The organism is Streptomyces aquilus (genome assembly GCF_003955715.1).
Classification (GTDB): Bacteria; Actinomycetota; Actinomycetes; order Streptomycetales; family Streptomycetaceae; genus Streptomyces; species Streptomyces aquilus.
In genome coordinates, this window is record NZ_CP034463.1 from 3,723,134 (window position 1) to 3,742,753 (window position 19,620).

The window sequence follows — 19,620 nt, forward strand, 5'->3', positions numbered from 1 at the left end:
CCTCAGTCCCTTACTTCGCAGCCGTGGGGATCTCAGTGACCTTGATCGCCGTGTACTGCTGGCGGTGGCCCTGGCGACGGCGGTAACCGGTCTTGTTCTTGTAGCGCAGAATGTCGATCTTCTGGCCCTTGTGGTGGTCCACGACCTCGGCCTGGACCTTGATGCCGGCCAGCACCCACGGGTCGCTGGTCACAGCGTCGCCGTCGACAACGAGCAGGGTCGAGAGCTCGACCGTGTCGCCAACCTGGGCGGTGGAAATCTTGTCAACCTCAACGATGTCGCCGACAGCAACCTTGTGCTGGCGACCACCGCTGCGCACGATGGCGTACACGCGGATCTCACTCTCTCGCTCGGGAACGGCACCCCCGCAGTCCAGCCGCCCGGCAGAACGAGCGGCCTCTCCCGGCCGCAAGGCCCGAGAGGATGAGGTTTACGGGGATGTGGCGCGCCCATATCCAAGGACACGCCGACGGTCAAGGTTACGGGGCCGCTGCCGAACGGGTCAAACCGGCCCCGTCCCGGTCACCCGCCGAGACCGGCCCGGTACGCCACGCACTCCTCGTACGAGGGCAGCAGCCCCTGCTCACGGGCCTGGGCCAGGCTCGGCGCCTGCTCGTCCTTGGCGGACAGCAGCGGGGCGAGGTCGGCGGGCCACTCGATGCCGAGCTCCGGGTCGAGCGGGTGGATGCCGTGCTCCCGCTCGGGGGCGTAGCCCTCGGAGCACAGGTAGACCACGGTCGCGTCGTCGGTCAGCGCCATGAAGCCGTGGCCGAGGCCCTCGGAGAGGTAGACGGCGTGGTGGTCCTGGTCGTCGAGGCGGACGATCTCCCACCGGCCGAAGGTGGGCGAGCCGACCCGGATGTCCACGATCACGTCGAGGACCGCGCCGCGCACGCACTTGACGTACTTGGCCTGACCGGGCGGCACGTCCGCGAAGTGGATGCCGCGCAGGGTGCCCCGGCTGGAGACGGACATGTTGGCCTGGGCGAGGGTGAGCGGGTGGCCGGCCGCCTCGGTGAAGAGGGGGGCCTTGAACCACTCGTGGAAGCTGCCCCGGCCGTCGGGGAAGACCTTCGGCTCGTGCACCCAGGAGCCGGAAATCGAAAGAGGTCGCATCACAGGTCCTCAGCTCTTGTCCTGCGGAGGTCGCATCACAACGCCCTCAGCTCTTGTCCTGCGGAGGTCGCATCACAACGCCCTCAGCTTTTCTTCTGCGGGTTCGTCAGGGCCCGCTTGACGCGTCCGGCGACCCGGCGCCACAGCGGCCGCGGCGGGGCGGGCTGCTTGGGCTTCGGCGCCGGTTTCGGGGCGGGCTTCGCCGGCGGGATGTGCCGGTCGATGACCTTAGCGGTGCCGTCGGCCGCGACGACCACGTCGACGGGGAGACGGGTCCACTTCGGCTCGCCCCGGTCGGCGGACGGCAGCCCGATCCGGACCGCCCAGCGCGCCCCGGTGAGCCGCTCGACCGGCAGCTCCGCGGTCACGGTACGGCCGTCCGCCACGGCGTCGGCGGCGAACTTGCCGACGCCCTTGCGCTCGAAGCGCAGCTGTACGGCCTCCTCGCCGGTCACCGCGAGCGGCAGCGGAAGCCGGACGGTCGCCCCCTCGGCCACCACCGCCGCGGCCGGGTCCACCAGCACCACGGCCTCGCGCTCCAGCTTGTTGGTGTGCTGGTCGACGTCGAGGGAGAGGTTCCCCGGCCCGTCGGTCCAGTACGGCAGCACGAGCCGGCGCGGCTCACCGGTGAGCGCGGCCAGCCGCCCGGGCTCCACGCCCTCGCCGTGCACCGCGCCGATCCGGCACTCCTTGCTCCAGCCGCCGGCCTTGATGCGCAGGTAGAAGTCCCAGATTCCCTTGGTCAGGGGCGAGCCCGCGGCGGCGGTCTCCGGGTCGAGCACGGCGGTCGCGGTGATCCGCTGCCGGAAGGCGCCTTCCGCTTCGGCGTCGACCTCGTGCCGCTCGCTCTTCAGCGGCAGGTAGTACTGGGTGGCGTCGTCGCGGTTGCGGACCACCAGGTCGACATCGCTGTCGTCGACACGCGCGTCCAGCGTGATGCCCTGCCCGTCCAGCGCCTCGCGTGCCTTCTCGGTCAGCGGCAGGTCGAGCACGTCACGCCCGTCCTCGTGGCGGAAGAGGAGAGGGGCGCCGCCGGACTCGTACTCGGCACCGAAGCCGATGGTCAGCGAGCCGTTCTCCCAGGTCAGGGAGGTCAGCTCGCCGGTGGGCCGGATCGCGGCCTCCCACTGGGCGAGTGCGCGGATGTCGTCGTGGAGGTCGGCGGCGACCAGGCCCGCGACGACCCGCTGCATGGGGGCGAGGTGGGTGAGGACGCCGGGTCCGAAGCGCTCGACGACCACCTTGCGGATCTCGCGGTAGAGCTCCTCGGCGTAGTCCTCGGGGAGCTTCAGCAGCCGGTTGCCGCGCAGCCGCTCGACCATCTCGACGCGCAGCCAGCGGCTGAACAGCCGGTCGCGCAGGGGGCCGGGCTCGGTGAGCTCCTCGACCACGTCGAGGGCCTCGCGGAGGTTGCCGAAGTAGCCGGCCGGGTCGAAGCGCTGGAAGCCCGCGTTGGAGCCGTCGTCGCGGGTGATGTGGTAGTAGCACGGGTAGTCGCCGAGGACGGCGACGCTCTTGGCCCGCAGGTACGCCTCGACGACGAAGACGTGGTCCTCCAGGCGCCGGCGCCCCTCCTTGAAGCGGAGGCCGTGCTCGGCGAGGAACTCCCGCCGGAACATCTTGTGCGGGGTGAGGCTGTCGATCAGCGGCGCGTTCTCGACGGTGGCCCGCGGCCGGTTGACCCGGAACAGCTCCTGCGGCACCGGCCGTCCGATGCCCACCATCTTGCCCACGACGACATCGGCGTCGTTCGCCGTGCCGTACGCGTACATCCGCTCCAGGGCCTCGTCGCCGAGCCAGTCGTCGTGGTCGACGAACATGACGTACTCGCCCCGAGCGGCGTCGATCCCGGTGTTGCGGGGCTTTCCGGACCAGCCGGAGGCCTCCTGGTGGACGACGTGGAGGTGCGGGTGCTCGGCGGCGAGCGCGTCCAGCCGGGCCGGGGTGTCGTCGGTGGAGCCGTCGTCGACGAAGAGGACCTCGAACTCGTCCGTCGGCAGGCTCTGCCGCAGCAGACCGCCGATGCAGTCCTCGACGTACTTGCCGGGGTTGTGGACCGCGATGACCACGCTGACCTTGACGGTCACGCCGGGTCCTCCTTCGTCTGGACCCGGTGGATCTCCGGGAAGGCCTCGGTGAGCGCCGCACGCCAGTCCCGCAGGGGCGTGAGGCCGGCCGCCGCGAAGCGGTCGTGGCCGAGGACGCTGTAGGCCGGGCGGGGGGCGGGGCGGACGAAGGCCTCGCTGGTGGTGGGGCGGACCCGGTCGGGGTCGGTGCCGAGCAGCCGGAAGATCTCCCGGGTGAGGCCGTACCAGGTCGTCTCGCCGGAGCTGGTGCCGTGGTAGACGCCGGCCGGGGCGGTGCCGGCCAGGGCGCCGCGGCCCAGCTCGTACAGCAGCCCGGCGAGATCGGCGCTCCAGGTGGGCTGGCCGCGCTGGTCGTCGACGACGTCCAGGGTGTCCTTGAGCCCCTCCAGCTTGATCATCGTACGGACGAAATTGGGGCCGCCCGTGCCGTACAGCCAGGCCGTGCGCACCACATAGCCGCGCTCGATGCCGAGCACGGCCCGCTCGCCGGCGAGCTTGGTGCGGCCGTAGGCGCTGCGCGGGGCGGTGGGGGCGTCCTCCGCGTACGGGGTCGTCGCGTCGCCCGCGAAGACGTAGTCCGTGGAGATGTGCAGGAGGACGGCGCCGGTGGCGGCGCAGGCGGCGGCGAGATGGGCGGGGCCGTCGCCGTTGATGCGCAGGGCCTCCTCCTCGCGGCTCTCGGCGTCGTCGACGGCGGTCCAGGCCGCGCAGTTGACGACGACCGCGGGCCGGTGCGTCTCGATCGTGCCGCGCACGGCGGCGGCGTCGGTGAGGTCGAGGGCGGCGCGGTCGAGGGCGACGGTCTGCTCGCCGGCCTCGGCGAGCCGGGCCAGGACGTCCTGGCCGAGCATGCCGCCCGCGCCGGTGACCAGCCAGATGCGGTTGTCGGTCACAGCGCGGCCCGCTCCTTCAGCGGCTCCCACCAGGCGCGGTTGTCTCTGTACCACTGCACGGTCTCCGCGAGGCCCTGCCGGAAGCTCTTGCGGGGTTCGTAGCCGAGCTCCTCGCGGATCTTCGTGCAGTCGACCGAGTAGCGGCGGTCGTGGCCCTTGCGGTCCTCGACGTACTCGACACTGGTCTCCCAGTCCGCGCCGCAGGCCTCCAGGAGCAGCCCGGTGAGCTCCTTGTTGGAGAGCTCGGTGCCGCCGCCGATGTTGTAGACCTCGCCGGCCCGGCCCTTGGTGCGCACCAGCTCGATGCCCTGGACGTGGTCGTCGATGTGCAGCCAGTCGCGGACGTTGCCGCCGTCGCCGTAGAGCGGGACCTTCTTGCCGTCGAGGAGGTTGGTCACGAAGAGCGGGATGACCTTCTCGGGGAAGTGGTGGTGCCCGTAGTTGTTGGAGCAGCGGGTCACCCGCACGTCCAGGCCGTGGGTGCGGTGGTACGACAGCGCGATCAGGTCGCTGGAGGCCTTCGCGGAGGAATACGGCGAGTTCGGCTGGAGCGGGTGCGTCTCCGGCCAGGAACCCTCGTCGATGGAGCCGTAGACCTCGTCTGTGGAGATGTGCACGAAGGTCTTGATGCCCGCGCGGTGGGCGGCGTCGATGAGCGTGTGCGTGCCGACGACGTTCGTACGGACGAACTCGGCGCCGCCGTCGATGGACCGGTCGACGTGCGACTCGGCGGCGAAGTGCACCACCTGGTCGTGCTCGGCCATCAGCTTGCCGACCAGCTCGGGGTCGCAGATGTCGCCCTGCACGAAGGAGAACCCGGGGTGCTCGCGCACCTCGTCGAGGTTGGCCGGGTTGCCCGCGTACGTCAGCTTGTCGAGGACGGTGATCTCGACGTCACCGGGGCCCTCGGGTCCGAGCACCGTACGGACGTAGTGCGAGCCGATGAAACCGGCACCGCCGGTCACCAGGATCTTGGTGGTCGTCATGAGGAGATCTGCACCTTGCTGTGATCACCGAGCACGAGCCGGTGGGCCGACGGGTTACGGGGAGCGGGCGTGACCTCGACGTCACGTCCGATGAGCGAGGCCTCCACCCGGCGCACACCGGTCACGGACGAGCCGCGCAGCACGATGGAATACTCGATTTCGCTGTCCTCGATCCGGCAGTCCTCGGACACCGAGGTGAACGGGCCGATGTACGCGTCGCTGACGACCGTCCCGGCCCCGATGATCACGGGTCCGACGATCCGGCTGCCGGTGACCCGGGCGCCCGCCTCGATGCGGACCCGGCCGATGATCTCGCTGTCCTCGTCGACCGTGCCCTCGTTCGACGGGGGGACGGTCTCCAGGACCGAGCGGTTGACCTCCAGCATGTCGGCGACGTTGCCGGTGTCCTTCCAGTAGCCGGAGATCGTGGTGGAGCGGACGTCGCGCTTCTCGTCGATCAGCCACTGGATGGCGTGCGTGATCTCCAACTCGCCGCGCCAGGACGGCTCGATGGAGCGGACGGCCTCGTGTATGGCCGGGGTGAAGAGGTAGACGCCGACGAGCGCCAGGTCGCTCTTGGGCTGCTTCGGCTTCTCCTCCAGGCCCACCACCCGTCCCTGGGCGTCGAGTTCCGCGACACCGAAGGACGTCGGGTTGGGCACCTGGGTCAGCAGGATCTGCGCCTCGGGCCGCTCGGCCCGGAACTCCTCCACCAGACCGGTGATGCCGCCGACGATGAAGTTGTCGCCGAGGTACATGACGAAGTCGTCGTCGCCGAGGAACTCCCGCGCGATCAGCACCGCGTGGGCCAGCCCGAGCGGCGCGTCCTGCGGGATGTAGGTGACCTCGATGCCGAACCGCGAGCCGTCGCCGACCGCTTCCCGGATCTCGTCGGCGGTGTCGCCGACCACGATGCCGACTTCGGTGATCCCGGCGTCGGCGATCGCTTCCAGGCCGTAGAAGAGCACGGGCTTGTTGGCGACCGGCACGAGCTGTTTGGCCGAGGTGTGGGTGATCGGGCGGAGGCGAGTGCCCGCTCCCCCGGAGAGCACGAGTGCCTTCACGTGTTAAGCCCCAATGACTGTGCCGAGAAGGGGGTGAAACCCCAACTGTCAGGATTTGTCGTCGATCTCGGTTTACATCGTAACCATGCTGGCGGAAAGGTGATTCACCGCAGCTAGGGGTGATTCAACGCCTGTTCGCACTTTCGACACTTGTATGACGACCCGAACTCCGTCGGGGTTGCCCAGGTAACAAGAAAAAAACATGAAGCCGCCCCCGGCCGTGGGACCGGGGGCGGCTTCATGAGTGCGCGGCTTTCGGAGCGTCAGCTCTCGTCGGCCGTCGTCGAGACGGACGAGAGCGGCTGCTGCTCGGCCGCCGCCGTCTTCTTCGCGGCCGCCTTCTTGGCGGTCGTCTTCTTGGCGACGGTCTTCTTCGCCGCGGTCTTCTTGGCCGCCGTCTTCTTGGTGGCGGCCTTCTTCGCCGTCGCCTTCTTGGCCGTCTTACGGGCCGTCTTCTTGGCGGGGGCCTCGGTCTCCTCCGCGGCCACGGTCTCCGTCTCCGTCGCCGTCGGCACGACCACGACGGCGGCCTCCTCGGGCGCGGTCGGCGCGGTGGCCTTGCGCACGGCGCGGCGCCGCGGACGGGCCGGGGCGGCGCTCTCGGCGGGCGCCTCCGGCTGGGCCTCGGGCTGCTCCACCGGCGCCTCGACCGCGGGAGCGGCCTCGGCGACGGTCACCACGGCGGCCTCGGCACCCGCGGGCGACCCGGCGGGCGCGGACACCTTGCGGGTGGCACGGCGGCGGGTACGGCCCTTGGGCGCGGCCTCCTCGACGACCGGGTCCTCGGCGGCGACCGGCTCGGCGTGCGCCTCGGCGGCCGGCTCCGGCTGCACCGGACGCTCGACCTCCTCCGCGACGGTGACGTCCTGCGCGGTCGGGACGGTCTCCTCGACCTGCCCCTCCGGCTCGCGCTGCTCGGACCTGTCGGCCCGCTCGGACGCCCTCTCGCGACGCGGCGCACCGGCCGGAGCGGACGCCCGACGGCTCGCCCGGCGCCGCGAACGGCCCCGGGTGGCCGCGGCCTCCGCCTCGGCGGCGCTGCTGTACAGCTCCTCGTCCGGCTCGAAGGGCGCGGGCAGCGCGACCGGCTCGGCGAGCTCGGCGGCGACCTCGGCCTCGGTCTCCACCTCGTCGTGGTCGGCGGCCTCGGCCGCTTCCGCCGCCACCGCGGCCTCGTGCACGTGCTCGATGCCGCCGCGGCCGCGCTTCTTGCGCTTGCCGCCACCGCCGACGGAGGTCGGCTGCTCCATGTGGACGATGACACCGCGGCCGTTGCAGTGGACGCAGGTCTCGGAGAACGACTCGAGGAGGCCCTGGCCGACCCGCTTGCGGGTCATCTGGACCAGGCCCAGCGAGGTCACCTCGGCGACCTGGTGCTTGGTCCGGTCCCGGCCCAGGCACTCAAGCAGGCGCCGCAGCACCAGGTCCCGGTTGGACTCCAGCACCATGTCGATGAAGTCGATGACGATGATGCCGCCGAGGTCGCGCAGCCGCAGCTGACGCACGATCTCCTCGGCCGCCTCCAGGTTGTTCCTGGTGACCGTCTCCTCGAGGTTGCCGCCCTGACCGGTGAACTTGCCGGTGTTGACGTCGACGACGACCATCGCCTCGGTCCGGTCGATGACCAGCGAACCGCCGCTGGGCAGCCAGACCTTGCGGTCCAGCGCCTTGGCGAGCTGCTCGTCGATCCGGTACGTGGCGAAGACGTCGACCTCGCTGGTCCACTTCGACAGCCGGTCGGCGAGGTCGGGCGCGACGTGCGAGACGTAGCCGTGGATGGTCTCCCACGCGTCGTCGCCGCTGACGACGACCTTGGTGAAGTCCTCGTTGAAGATGTCGCGGACGACCCGGACGGTCATGTCCGGCTCGCCGTACAGCAGCGTCGGCGCGTTGCCGTTCTTGGTCTTCTTCTGGATGTCCTCCCACTGCTGCTGCAGTCGCTCGACATCGCGGCGCAGTTCGTCCTCGCTGGCGCCCTCCGCGGCGGTGCGCACGATGACGCCCGCGTCCTCGGGGACGATCTTCTTGAGGATGGTCTTCAGCCGGGCCCGCTCGGTGTCGGGCAGCTTGCGGCTGATGCCGGTCATCGAGCCCTCGGGGACGTACACGAGGTAGCGGCCCGGCAGGGAGACCTGGCTGGTCAGACGGGCGCCCTTGTGGCCGATCGGGTCCTTCGTCACCTGGACGAGCACCGACTGGCCGGACTTCAGGGCGGACTCGATGCGCCGCGGCCCGTTGGCCATGCCCAGCGCCTCGAAGTTGACCTCACCGGCGTACAGGACCGCGTTGCGCCCCTTGCCGATGTCGATGAACGCGGCCTCCATGGACGGCAGCACGTTCTGGACCTTGCCCAGGTACACGTTGCCGACGTACGAGGTGGCCTGCTCCTTGTTGACGTAGTGCTCGACGAGCACGCCGTCCTCCAGGACGCCGATCTGCGTGCGCTCACCGCTCTGCCGGACGACCATCACGCGCTCGACGGCCTCGCGGCGGGCCAGGAACTCGGCCTCGGTGATGATCGGGACGCGGCGGCGGCCCTGCTCGCGGCCTTCCCGACGCCGCTGCTTCTTGGCTTCCAGACGGGTCGAGCCCTTGATGGACTGCACCTCGTCGGACGGCTCCGCCTTCGGGCGCGGCTCGCGCACCTTGACGACGGTCCGCTCGGGGTCGCCGTCACCGGGCTCGGCGTCCGGGGAGGCGTCACCGGCACGACGACGACGGCGCCGGCGGCGACGGCTGCTGGAGGACGAGGAACCGCCCTCGTCGCCGTGCTCGTCCTCGGCGTCCTCCTCGATCTGCTCGGCGGTGTCCGCAGCTTCCTGATCGGCCCGGTCGTCCTGATCGGCGGCGAACTCGTCGCCCTCCTCGCCCTCGGCCTCGGAGTCGGCGGACTCGCCACGGCGCCGGCGACGGCCGCCACGACGACGGCGACGACGGGACCCGGTCTCCTCGGACTCCTCCGAGTCGCCCTCGACGCCGTCCTCGGCCTCGGCGTCGGCCTCCTCGGCCTCGTCCTCGGTCTCGACGACCTGCGGCGCCTCGGTCTCCGCGGGCTCACCCCGGCGGCGGCGACGGCGCCGCGAGGCGACCGGCTCCTCCTGGGGCTCCTCGGCGGCGGGCTCCTCGGGCTCCTCGACCTCCGCCTCGGCGGCGGCCGCGGCGGCGGCCCGCTCGGGCGTCTGGAACTGCGGCTCGGTGAACACGGGCGCCTGGAACACGGCCACGGCGGGCCGCGCGGGGCGGCGCGGCGAGTCCTCCTCGGCGGCCTCGTCACCGGCGGCCCGCGCGGGCTCGGAGAACCCGGTGGCGGCGCGGCGCACGGAACGCCGGCGGGCGCGGCGCGGGGCGGCCTCCTCGGCGGCGGGGGCCTCGGCAGCGGCTTCCTCGGCGGGCTTGGTCTCTTCGTCAGCGCTCACGGGCGCCTCCACGGTCTCGGGCGCCTCGGCGGGCGCGGCCACTCGACGCGTGGCACGCCGACGACCCCGACGCGGGGCCTCTTCCTCGACGGCGGCCTCGGGGGCGGCGTCGGCATCGGCCTCGGAAACGGCCGCGGGAGCAGGCTCGGAGACAGCCGCGGGAGCGGGCTCGGAAACGGCCTCAGGGGCGGCCTCGGTGCCGGTGGCGACCGGCGCACCGGCGGGCGCGGAGGCCCGGCGGGTGGCACGCCGACGCGTACGCGGCGCAGGCGCCTCTTCGGTCACCGTCTCCTCGACAGCCTCGGCCTCGGCCTCGGCCTCCGGTTCGGCCGCGGGTACGACGGTCTCGGCAGCCGGGGTCTCGGCGGCGGCCGGGGACCCGGTGGGCGCGGAGGCCCGGCGGGTGGCGCGGCGACGCCGCGGCGCGGGCGCTTCTTCGGTGGTTTCGGCGGCCGGGGTCTCGACAGCGGCGGCCTCGGCGGGCGCGCTCTCCTCGGCCACCGGCACGACCGTCTCGGCGACGGCGGTGTCAGCGGCGGGGGACCCGGTGGGCGCGGACGCCCGGCGGGTGGCACGCCGACGCGTACGCGGCGCGGGTGCCTCTTCGGTCACCGTCTCCTCGGTCACCGTCGGCTCTTCCGCGGCGGTCTCGGCGGCGGCCGGTATGGCCGGCGTCACCTCGTCCGGCGCTTCGGCCGCGGCGGCGACCGGCGGACCCGCCGGCCGGGATGCGGCACGGCGCCGGCGGCGCGGCGGCAGGGTGTCGCTGGGGGTGTTGAGTTCGGAACCCTCGGTGGGTTCGGTCGGCTCGAGCATGCGGGCGTTTCTCCCGTCAGGCTCCCGGGCGCCGCGCCTGGTCCGGCGATGCCGGTGACGTCCGCGGCTCGCGCGTTGCGCGGTGCCGCCGTCCGGGGCGCGGGCGCCGCACGGGAGCTCTCTGTGTCCTGTCTCGCCGGTTCCGTACACCCTCTTGGGTACGGCCTGGCGAAAGTCTTCTGGTCGGTGCGCTGCCCGACCCAGGTGGCTCCCGAGTACGAGGGCGGCGCTACGACGTCCGTCCTTTCGCGGGACCTTCCCTACGCCGGCGCCTTCGCGGCGGCAGCGGCCGTTGTGGGGGCCTCAGCTGCCTCGCGGTCGGGCGCGAGCGGGTCGGTCACCTCGCCGGTCTCTTCATCGAACAGCCCCTGCGCCAGCCTGGTCACCGCTGCGGGGACCGGCGGCGCCAGGTCGGCCACGGCGCGGAGACCGGACAGGACGTCGTCGGGTCGTACGGCAGGCGTCACGTGCCGAACAACCAGCCGCAGTATCGCACAGGGCTGGTCCGTCGGCCTATCAGCCTGGGGACTGTGCGTCTCCAGCCGTACGACTGCGGAGCGGGCGTCGAAAGAACGGATGCCGTTCTTGGTCTTGCGCTGGACCTCGACGGCGTCGGCGGCGTTGAAGGCGACAACGGCCTTCTCGGCCTCCGCCGGCTCCACTCCGTCGAGCCGCAGCTCCCACACCGAGGCGGTCAGCCGGTCGGCGAGCCCGGACGTCCGGGCCTCGACCGCGTCGACGATGTCGAGGCCGAGGGGCATCGACTCGTCGAGCAGAACCCTGAGCTTCTCGGGGTCCCGCGCCTCGGTGAGGGCGATCTCCAGATACTCCGCCTCACTGCCCGTGCCGGTGGGTGCGGCATTGGCGTACGACACCTTCGGATGCGGCGTGAACCCCGCCGAGTACGCCATCGGCACCTCGGCACGGCGCAGCGCACGCTCGAAGGCGCGCTGGAAGTCACGGTGGCTGGTGAACCGGAGGCGGCCGCGCTTGGTGTAACGCAGTCGGATGCGCTGCACCGCGGGTGCGGGCGGCGGGCCTTCGGGCTGTCGCTTGCCCAGTGTCGTTCAGTCCTTCGTGAGAGCGGTCGTACTCCTACCAAGAGTACGTGTCTCGAGCCCCGTCGGTTCCCGCCGGTCCACGGCGACCGTCTCCCGGGGCTCGCCGAAGAGCATGCGCCGGAAGTCGGCGCGCGCCTGCCGCGCGGTCTCCCGTACGGAGGCGAGCGCCTCCCGCGTGGCCCTCCCGACACCACGGGCGACCTCGGCGACGGGCCGCAGCACGGCATCACGTACGACATGTCCGACCGGGGTGAGCAGGGTCCGGTACGTCCAGCGCACCGGCTCGACGAAGACCCACCGGAAGAGGGCGGCGAGGAACCGTCCGACGGCGAGCGAGACGTGCCCGGCGATCCGCCAGGCGTGCCCGAGCGCGTCCCCCACCTCCCGCCCGACCACGGCGAGGAACCGCCCGACCGGCGTGAGCACCCAGCGCCACAGGGCGAGCACCGGCAGCACGAACGCCACGCGCGTGACCCAGTACAGCGCGAGCCCGATCCCCCGGAGCAGCCACATCACGCCGTGCCCGACCGGCGTGAGGACCCACTCGTACAGCCACACGGCGGGCACGACGACGAGACAGCGCACCAGCCAGGCGACGGCCGTGTACACGCCGATCCCGACGGCGGCGATCCCGCGCCCGATCCCCCGGAGCAGCCACATCACCCCGTGTCCGGACGGTGTGAGGATCCACCGGTACAGCCAGACAGCGGGTACGACGACGAGGTACCGCAGGAGCCAGGCCCCCGCGGCGTACAGTCCGGCCGCGAGTGCGGCGAACCCGCGTCCGACCCCTCGGGCGGCCCACGCGATGGCGTGCCCCACGGGCGTGAGCACGTACCGGTACAGCCACACGGCGGGTACGACGACCAGCACGTTCCCGAGCCACGCGAGCCCCTTGCCGAGGGGTACGAGCACATACCGCCACAGGCCCAGAAGCGGCCACACGAACAGGATGCGCCCTGTCCACTCGAGCACCCACTCCAGGGCGCGGCCCAGCGGCCGCAGCACGGTGTCGTTCAGGAACCGTCCGGCGACGACGAGCGCGTCCCACGCCATGCGCACGGGCACGACCAACACGAGCACGACGATCCGCACCGGGATGCGGATGGCCGTCACGAGGCACCCCTCCGGCTGTCGGGGCTCAGGCAGCGGCTTCTGCGGTTCCATACCGGACAAGACGCCGCGGCCCGCGCCCTGGATGCACCCGGTGGGTTGCGATGCCGTCACGGCGCTTGTCCGCTGGACCGTTTTACCTATTTGCTAGACCGTTTTACCTATTTGACGGCGCGTCCGTCGCGCGCACGTCGGCTGTCGAGGGCGGCCGGGTCACGCTCGCACCGAGGTCCGGGAACTCCCCCGGACCCGTTTGGTGCCAAGGAGCATGCCTATGAGTCCTCGACACACTCCCTCGCTGCTGGGGCCGCCGGCCCGGGCGAGGTTCCAGAAGGCCGGGGTGCTGACCTCCCTCGCCCTGGTCGTCGCCGGCGGACTGGTCACCCCGGCCGCGGCGGCCGCTCGGGCGGTGTCCGAGAGACCGGCGGCGACGCCGCGGACGGGCGACAACTGCAAGCCGCACAAGCCGCATCGCTCGACGGCGGGCGCGGAGGCGTACACCGGCAAGGACAAGTGCAAGGGCGCCACCGGGGCGACGGGCCCCAAGGGCGCCACGGGGCCGAAGGGCCCGACGGGCGCGAAGGGAGCCACCGGGGCGACCGGACCCGCGGGTGCGACGGGCGCCACCGGAGCCACCGGTCCTTCGGGCGAGAACGGCACGCCGGGTGCCACGGGCGCGACCGGTGCGACGGGAGCGACCGGTGCCACCGGCGCGCCCGGCCTGTGCGTCGACATCGACGCCACCCGGGACGAGAACAACTTCGAGCTGCGGGCCGCGCTGTCCCCGGCGACCGCCGGCGACCCGGTCACCAGGGCCTACGCGGGCATTCGCGACCTTCAGCCGCAGCCCGGGCCGTACCTGTGGACGGACCTCAGCCAGCTCGACAACTACCCGTCGAACGCCTGCGCGATCTCCATCGCGCAACAGGCCCTGGGCGGGATGGACACGGAAGGGGACGTCAACATCGACGTCATCACCACGGCCGGTGCGATCTGGGAGACCACGTGTGACGTGAGCACCAGCGACATCACGCTGACCTGTGAGGACGACTGGACCCTGGTGAACCGGCAGCCCGCGCCCGGCGCCGTGAACGGCGGGACCGTCGTCCCGTAGCACCGCCGCAAGGGGGTGTCCGGCAGCATGTCAGGACTGCCGGGCGCCCCCTGCCGCGCCGACGCGCTCCAGCAGACTCACCGTCATCCCCGTCACCGGCGTGCTCGTCGAGATCCTGTACCGGCTGCGCAGGGCCCCCGCCTGCGCCGGGTCGATCGCGTTGAAGGGGAAGTCGGTGCCCTGCGTCAGCAGCCAGATGCGGCGCTCGCCCTTCAGACACAGCTCCGGGACGGAGCACTGGGCCGGGTAGAGGTCGTCGATCTGGGCCGGCGTCCGCGTCCGAAAGACGTCCCGCAGCTCCAGGTCACGCGGCAGGTAGTAGCGCACACCACCGTCGAGCTGCCAGCTGTCGAAACGGTCGTAGACGACCGCGTCCCCGGGCCGGTGGAGCCGCTCGATCACCTCGGCCGCCGCCGCGTAGTCGAGGGGCACCGGGGCGTTGTGCTCGAAGGGCTGCCGCAGCTGCCGCTGGTCCGGCAGGGCGAGCAGCGCCAGCGCCACGACGGCCACCGCTGCCGCCTTCCAGGAACGCCGGGCCGCGGCCAGCCCCGAGCCGGCCGGCAGCGCCCAGGCCGGGAGGGTGAACAGGACGTAGACGCCGCGGAAGTAGGAGACCTCGCCGTGCGAGGCGGCCCAGACCAGGGCCGGGGGCAGCAGCGCCCAGGTGCCGCACAGCAGCAGGGGTGCCCTGCGCTCCGAGCGGGCCGCCAGGGCGAGCGCGATGAGGGCTCCGGCGCACAGCGCGGAGGCGAAGACCTCGCCGGGGAGGGAGAGCAGTGCCCAGCCGTCGGGCGCCGGGACCCAGTACAGCTGGCGTCCGGCCTGGGAGCGGCCGAGCAGGGCGAGCGGGGTGACCGTCGCTGCGGCCGCCGTCAGGGCGAGGCCGGCCCGCCACCACAGGGAGCGGTCGCGGCGCGCGTGGGCGGCGAGCAGACAGAGGTGGGCGATCACGACGGAGAGCGCGATCAGGTGCAGCAGCCCGGTGAGGGCCAGCGCGAGCGCGTAGGCGGCCCAGCGCCAGGGGCCGCGCGGCCGGTCCAGGGCGCGGAGCAGCAGGAGCGTGGCGCCGGCGACGGCCAGCATCACCAGCGCGTACGAGCGGGCTTCCTGGCCGTAGCGGCTCACGGCCGGGACGAGCGCGAAGAGGAACCCGGCCAGAATTCCGGCCCGATATCCGAAGAGCCGGTTCCCGAGGAGTGCCACGACGGCCGCCGTCCCCGCCACCGCGAACAGGGAAGGAAGCCGCAGCGAAAGAACGGAATCCCCGAAGAGCTTCACCCATCCGTGCATCAGCAGGTAATAGGTGCCGTGTACGGCGTCGACATTGCGCAGCGTGGCGAGAATCCGGCCGGTGTCCCGGCTGGCCATGTCCCAGGTGACCAGCTCGTCGCGGCCGAGCAGCGGACCGGTCAGCCCGAAGCCGCCCAGGCCCAGGGTGAGGGCGAACGGCGCCGCCCACAGCAGCACGCGGCCGCGCACGGACACGTCCGCGACAGCGGGACGGAATTCTTCGCGAGGCGGGGGAAGCTGCGCGGCGATGACCATGGGAATACCTATACCTGCCATTCCACCAGTGGCTGCTTGCACGCACCCCCGGCGCCGGATAATTTCACCGGGCGGTCCTTTTCCGCAGAGAAAAGAAAATGCCATGAATAACACAAACGCGGTCTGCCTCAATATGATCGTCAAGGACGAGGCGCATGTGATCCGACGCTGCCTCGAGTCCGTACGACCCCTCGTCGACAGCTGGGTGATCCTGGACACCGGCTCGACCGACGGCACCCAGGACATCGTCCGCGAGACCCTCGCCGACCTGCCCGGGGCGCTGTACGAGAGCCCTTTCCGCGGCTTCGGCGCGAGCCGTACGGAGGCGATCGAGCGGGCCCGGGAGCGGGCGGGCCATCTGCTGTTCATCGACGCCGACGACGTCCTGGAGACCGACCCCGGCTTCACCCTGCCGGCGCTCACCCACGACTGCTACGACATGCAGGTGCGCCACGGCCCGGTCGTCCACTGGCGCCCGACGCTGGTGTCGGCCCGCCTCCCCTGGCGGTACGTCGGCGTGCTGCACGAACACCTGGAGTGCGACACGGAGTTCAGCCGGGCCACCCTCGACGGCGTCCGCATGGTCATCATGGGCGGCGGAGGCCGGTCACAGGGCAGCGCGCGCACGAAGTACCTGCGGGACGCGGCGCTCCTCAAGGACGGCCTCGCCAAGGAACCCGGCAACACCCGGTACGCCTTCTACCTCGCCCAGAGCTGGCGGGACGCCGACGAACCGGCGAAGGCGCTGGCCGCCTACGACCGCCGCGCGGCCATGGACGGCTTCGCCGAGGAGGCGTTCTGCTCCCGGCTCTACGCGGCCCGCCTCGCCCTGGAGCTGAAGCGCCGTATGCCCGAGGTCATGTCCCGCTTCCTGGACGCCCACGAACACCGGCCCACCCGAGCCGAGCCCCTCGGCGAACTCGCCCACCTGTGCCGGACCCGCGGCGAACGCTGGCCGCTCGCGTACCTGTTCGCACGACGCGCGGCGGAGCTCCCGCCACCCGACGACATCCTCTTCGTCGAACACGGCTGGTACGACTGGCGGGCCCTGGACGAGCTGGCGGTGGCAGCGTACTGGATGGGCGCCTACCGCGAGTCACTGGAGGCCTGCGAGCAACTCCTGGACGGCGGAAAACTACCGCCGCAGCACCGCGAACGGGTGACCGCCAACCACGAATTCGCCCGTACCAAACTGGCCGTGAGCTCGCCCTCCGGAAAGGCCCCGAACGGAAGGTGACCTCTGCTCCGAGGACACCCCCGCTCGTCTCACCACAGCCACCCTGACCCACGTCAGTGCGAGTGCCCACTCCCAGCAGACGCCGACGCCGCGTTCTTGACCGTCAGCGGCAGCAGCTTCTTTCCGGTCGGGCCGATCTGGATGTGGGTGTCCATCTGCGGGCAAAGGCGTATGACGGAACCTGCGCGGTCGGGTCAGACAGCAACACCCGGGATCAGCGCCACCAGCCCGGAAATAAAGCTGCCCACCGCCGCAAGGGTCACGAGGGCTGCTTTGCCATCCGAGAACAACCCGGAGCAGAACTCGCGCACGCGGCGCCGGAGGATCAGCATCTTGAGCTTCTGCCAGCGATGTTGATGGATGTGGCAGCCCATGAGGATGCCGGTGGCGTTGTTACGGCAGCCGTCGGTCCGTCCTCGCACCGGGGCTCCGCAGGTCACCGGAGCTTGGAAGAAAGACCACAGCAGGACCGAGGCCGACAGGACGATGATCACCACTGGGCCGGCTGCCGCGTTGATCCACGCCGCGATGAGAAGCGCCCCGGCCAGGACGCCCCACCACTGCCCTAAACCACCGAACCGACTGCGTATCGCCCCCGAAGTCGCCATGCCAGTAATCGTGGCTACAGACCGCGCAAATCATGCGCCCAGTAGACGATATGACCGAAAGGAGGCCCCGGGGCTCATACCCACTCCACCAAAGCGGCGATCCGCGACGGGTCGCCAGGGCCTGGAGGTGGCGTCCGACGGGACGTCGACAACGCTGCGGGGCGAGAAGTCGAAGCGCCAGCTGCAACAAGCGCCGCCTGCAACTCCTTCTCCCTCGCCCCTGCCAGCGCCTCAATCACCTGATCGAGTGCCTCGCTCGCCTCAGTGCGCGTGACCGCTCGAAGCGGGCGCCGGACCAGCGTTCTTGATCGTCAAGGGGCAGCAACTTCGTACCTCGGCCCGATTTGTATCGCCGTGCCCATCTGCGGTCGAACGCAGACTTACAGATGAGCACAGAGAGGTCACTCCACGACGATGCCGTAGTCCTGCACAAGTTGCTCCAATCCCCCCGTGTAGCCCTTGCCGCCAAGCACGAAGTCCCAGTCCCCGCTGGCCCTGCGCCGAAATGACCCGAGCACGAGGGCGGTCTCCCCAGGACGCCCGTCGGAGACCTCAAGTCGGCCGAGTTCTGCCATCGCCGGGTCGAGCAAACGGATACACGCATCCGTGAACCCGGACAGATCCGCCTGCGGATTGACCTCTGGGTCGACGGCCGCCACCAGGACGAAGCGGTCGGCATTCTCCGGCAGCGAGTCGAAGGAGACTCGGATTGCCGCTTTGTCCGGCGCCGTAGCAGGGAGCGCACACACCGAGCGATCTGGCGTCTGCTGGTTGTTGAAGAAGACGAAGTGGTCGTCGCTGAGGACTCGATTCCCGGAGCAGACAAGCGCGCAGACGTCGAGCGCAACCCGGCCGGACCAGGACATGCCCAACACGTTGTAGTCGTCGGGCGGGGTCGTAGCGCTCGGAGGCACCGATTGCCGTGTTGGGGCTGCTCGTCCACCCTCCCCCAGGCGTCCGCGCAGTCCATGCCGGTGGAGCAGGTCAATGAGTTCGCCGCCCGAGATGAGTTCCAACGGTTTGCCGTTGGCGAAGGTGTGCGAGCCGGGACCGAACCCCGCTGTCGTCACCAGGACCCCCTTGTTGGCGCCGGCGTCCTGCACAGTGCCGTACAGGTCACGGACGGCCGTGGGGGGCACGGTGTTGCGGTAGCGCTTCACCTGAACGACGATCTTGCCGCCCCGTATGGGCGTGGGATCAACGGCATCAACATCCACGCCACCGTCGTTCGAGCGTTGGGTCGTCACGGCCTGCATCCCCATGGCCCGAAAGAGATCGGCAACAAGAGACTCGAAGGCGATCGGATCCATTTCGTAGAGATCCGGTTCCTCGTCGCCTCCGTGAGCAACGACGCGGTTTCCGACATCCTGCGGTTTGCGGGCAGGACGGACGGGGCCGAGTTGGTCCGGTCGAGTCGCAAGTTGCCCCCGAAGGGCGTCAGTCAAGCAACTGACCGCCTCCACCTGCTCCAAGTGCAACCCGGTGAACACGGATCGCTGCGCCATCGCAGTCGCCAGGTAGATGTGCGCTAGTCGTCCCGTCGCCGGATCGTGGTCGTCCACGAACCCGTTCAACGCCACGGACTCCAATGCGTTGAACTCATCCGCCGCGAATAGTTCATGCAACACGAGCAGCATGCACTGCGCGAGAACCTCGCGGTACAACGCGCGACGCTGGCCCGCAGGACGTGGCGTTTCCTTGTCCTGATCAATAGACGCCATGTACCGCACCGACTTCGCCTCAGGGACAATCCCGTATCCCGGCAACTCCCAGTCGAGCACCAGTTGTCGTGCCCCCGGGTCGTAAGCCGCCGCAACCTGCCGGGGGAACCCTTCGGGCCAAGCCGTCGACGAGTAGAGGGCCGCCGTGAAGTATTCGACGACCGAACCCGGCTCCCTTTGCCGAACCCCTTCGGTCACCTCGGTGATGCCAGCGTTGTACCGACGCACCTCCGACCGCTGCGCCTCCGCCCACTGCTCGTATTGACGCTGCTGGGCGGCTAACTGCTGCTGCCGTTGAGCCTCAGCGGCCTGCGCCGCATGCCAGTCACGCTCAAAACGGGCACGCGCTTCGGCCTCTGCATGCGCACGTCGACTCGCGGTCCACCCGCCCTGGGCCTGGTACTGATTCGGGTCCGGCATGGGCACGGGCACTGCCAGTGGCCCCGGCGAGAAGGGTTGCAGCGCTTCGGAGCGCATCAACGAAGCCGCCCTGAAGGCCGGGGCCCGGCAACCGGCAGCAAGCACACCTTGCAGCGACGCGACCTGTGCGTCCAACTCCTCGGTGCGCTGCCTTGCCTCTGCTTGCCGATACTCGCGATGAGCCTGCGCAGTATGTCGCTGGTAGGCACGCGCTTGTCTCGCCCGCTCCCGCTGCTGTCTGGCCTCAGCCTCCAGCTGCCGCTGTTGCTGACGTTGCATATCAGCCCAGACGCCAACAAAACCGCTAGAACGACGACTCATGCGCTGCAAGCCCTCCCCAGGACGTCGGCACCGCCGACCAGAGCTCTGGTTGCCCCCACAACCAGGAGTGATGAGACGACTGTATCCAGCAACGGCCGCCTC

At 70.9% G+C, this 19,620-nt stretch carries 14 protein-coding genes; 2 read left to right on the forward strand and 12 right to left on the reverse strand.

Features of this window, described 5'->3' with window-relative positions; genetic code table 11:
* Positions 1 to 10: 10 nt before the first annotated feature.
* The 9 genes from rplU to EJC51_RS17145 all read right to left on the reverse strand — a co-directional run bounded on the left by rplU (position 11) and on the right by EJC51_RS17145 (position 12,606).
* Positions 11 to 331 carry a 50S ribosomal protein L21 gene (rplU, locus tag EJC51_RS17105; RefSeq protein ID WP_020269559.1) on the reverse strand — a complete coding sequence of 107 codons (321 nt, stop codon included), beginning with the start codon at positions 329 to 331 and terminating at the stop codon, positions 11 to 13.
* A gap of 191 nt (positions 332 to 522) precedes the next feature.
* Positions 523 to 1,116 (reverse strand): dTDP-4-dehydrorhamnose 3,5-epimerase, encoded by a 594-nt coding sequence (gene rfbC, locus EJC51_RS17110; protein WP_126271876.1) that lies wholly within the window; start codon positions 1,114 to 1,116, stop codon positions 523 to 525.
* Positions 1,117 to 1,199: 83 nt separating this feature from the next.
* The gene (locus EJC51_RS17115; RefSeq protein ID WP_126271877.1) at positions 1,200 to 3,203 is read right to left on the reverse strand and encodes a glycosyltransferase family 2 protein; all 2,004 of its coding nucleotides are present in this window, start codon (positions 3,201 to 3,203) and stop codon (positions 1,200 to 1,202) included.
* Entirely contained in the window at positions 3,200 to 4,096 is an 897-nt protein-coding gene (rfbD, locus tag EJC51_RS17120) for a dTDP-4-dehydrorhamnose reductase (RefSeq protein WP_126271878.1), read from the reverse strand. Before rfbD ends, EJC51_RS17115 begins: the two co-directional genes overlap by 4 nt.
* On the reverse strand, positions 4,093 to 5,082 hold the full coding sequence (rfbB, locus tag EJC51_RS17125; RefSeq protein ID WP_097264044.1) for a dTDP-glucose 4,6-dehydratase: 990 nt from the start codon (positions 5,080 to 5,082) through the stop codon (positions 4,093 to 4,095). Before rfbB ends, rfbD begins: the two co-directional genes overlap by 4 nt.
* On the reverse strand, positions 5,079 to 6,146 hold the full coding sequence (locus EJC51_RS17130; RefSeq protein WP_126271879.1) for a glucose-1-phosphate thymidylyltransferase: 1,068 nt from the start codon (positions 6,144 to 6,146) through the stop codon (positions 5,079 to 5,081). The genes rfbB and EJC51_RS17130 overlap by 4 nt, the downstream gene beginning before the upstream one ends.
* Positions 6,147 to 6,409: 263 nt before the next feature.
* On the reverse strand, positions 6,410 to 10,378 hold the full coding sequence (locus tag EJC51_RS17135; RefSeq protein ID WP_126271880.1) for an Rne/Rng family ribonuclease: 3,969 nt from the start codon (positions 10,376 to 10,378) through the stop codon (positions 6,410 to 6,412).
* A gap of 260 nt (positions 10,379 to 10,638) precedes the next feature.
* Positions 10,639 to 11,397: a TIGR03936 family radical SAM-associated protein gene (locus EJC51_RS17140; RefSeq protein WP_126271881.1), complete on the reverse strand. Its 759-nt coding sequence runs from the start codon at positions 11,395 to 11,397 to the stop codon at positions 10,639 to 10,641.
* Between the two features lie 48 nt (positions 11,398 to 11,445).
* Positions 11,446 to 12,606 (reverse strand): hypothetical protein, encoded by a 1,161-nt coding sequence (locus tag EJC51_RS17145; protein WP_126271882.1) that lies wholly within the window; start codon positions 12,604 to 12,606, stop codon positions 11,446 to 11,448.
* A gap of 220 nt (positions 12,607 to 12,826) precedes the next feature.
* On the opposite strand from EJC51_RS17145, the gene EJC51_RS17150 reads away from it, so the two are divergent.
* Complete coding sequence (locus tag EJC51_RS17150) at positions 12,827 to 13,666, forward strand: hypothetical protein (RefSeq protein WP_126271883.1); 840 nt, start codon at positions 12,827 to 12,829, stop codon at positions 13,664 to 13,666.
* 30 nt (positions 13,667 to 13,696) lie between these two features.
* Here EJC51_RS17150 and EJC51_RS17155 read toward each other — a convergent pair whose 3' ends face one another.
* Positions 13,697 to 15,232, reverse strand: coding sequence for a glycosyltransferase family 39 protein (locus tag EJC51_RS17155; RefSeq protein ID WP_166682865.1), 1,536 nt, complete (start codon positions 15,230 to 15,232; stop codon positions 13,697 to 13,699).
* Positions 15,233 to 15,314: 82 nt separating this feature from the next.
* Between EJC51_RS17155 and EJC51_RS17160 the strand changes: the two genes are divergently transcribed.
* A complete protein-coding gene (locus EJC51_RS17160; RefSeq protein WP_165951152.1) occupies positions 15,315 to 16,448 on the forward strand; it encodes a tetratricopeptide repeat-containing glycosyltransferase in 1,134 nt (377 codons plus the stop codon).
* Positions 16,449 to 16,642: 194 nt separating this feature from the next.
* On the opposite strand, the gene EJC51_RS48705 is transcribed toward EJC51_RS17160, so the two are convergent.
* Together EJC51_RS48705 and EJC51_RS17170 are read right to left on the reverse strand one after the other, a co-directional pair.
* Positions 16,643 to 17,056, reverse strand: coding sequence for a hypothetical protein (locus tag EJC51_RS48705; RefSeq protein ID WP_244362678.1), 414 nt, complete (start codon positions 17,054 to 17,056; stop codon positions 16,643 to 16,645).
* A gap of 401 nt (positions 17,057 to 17,457) precedes the next feature.
* On the reverse strand, positions 17,458 to 19,518 hold the full coding sequence (locus EJC51_RS17170) for a restriction endonuclease (protein WP_208870716.1): 2,061 nt from the start codon (positions 19,516 to 19,518) through the stop codon (positions 17,458 to 17,460).
* Positions 19,519 to 19,620: the final 102 nt, after the last annotated feature.

What these genes read in the sequence shown, in the direction of transcription:
- rfbC (WP_126271876.1), bottom strand. Translation starts at nt 1,116, where the DNA reads ATGCGACCTCTTTCGATTTCCGGCTCCTGGGTGCACGAGCCGAAGGTC.
- rfbB (WP_097264044.1), bottom strand. Translation starts at nt 5,082, where the DNA reads ATGACGACCACCAAGATCCTGGTGACCGGCGGTGCCGGTTTCATCGGC.
- EJC51_RS17135 (WP_126271880.1), bottom strand. Translation starts at nt 10,378, where the DNA reads ATGCTCGAGCCGACCGAACCCACCGAGGGTTCCGAACTCAACACCCCC.
- EJC51_RS17145 (WP_126271882.1), bottom strand. Translation starts at nt 12,606, where the DNA reads ATGGAACCGCAGAAGCCGCTGCCTGAGCCCCGACAGCCGGAGGGGTGC.
- EJC51_RS17150 (WP_126271883.1), top strand. Translation starts at nt 12,827, where the DNA reads ATGAGTCCTCGACACACTCCCTCGCTGCTGGGGCCGCCGGCCCGGGCG.
- EJC51_RS17155 (WP_166682865.1), bottom strand. Translation starts at nt 15,232, where the DNA reads ATGGCAGGTATAGGTATTCCCATGGTCATCGCCGCGCAGCTTCCCCCG.
- EJC51_RS17160 (WP_165951152.1), top strand. Translation starts at nt 15,315, where the DNA reads ATGAATAACACAAACGCGGTCTGCCTCAATATGATCGTCAAGGACGAG.
- EJC51_RS48705 (WP_244362678.1), bottom strand. Translation starts at nt 17,056, where the DNA reads ATGGCGACTTCGGGGGCGATACGCAGTCGGTTCGGTGGTTTAGGGCAG.
- EJC51_RS17170 (WP_208870716.1), bottom strand. Translation starts at nt 19,518, where the DNA reads ATGAGTCGTCGTTCTAGCGGTTTTGTTGGCGTCTGGGCTGATATGCAA.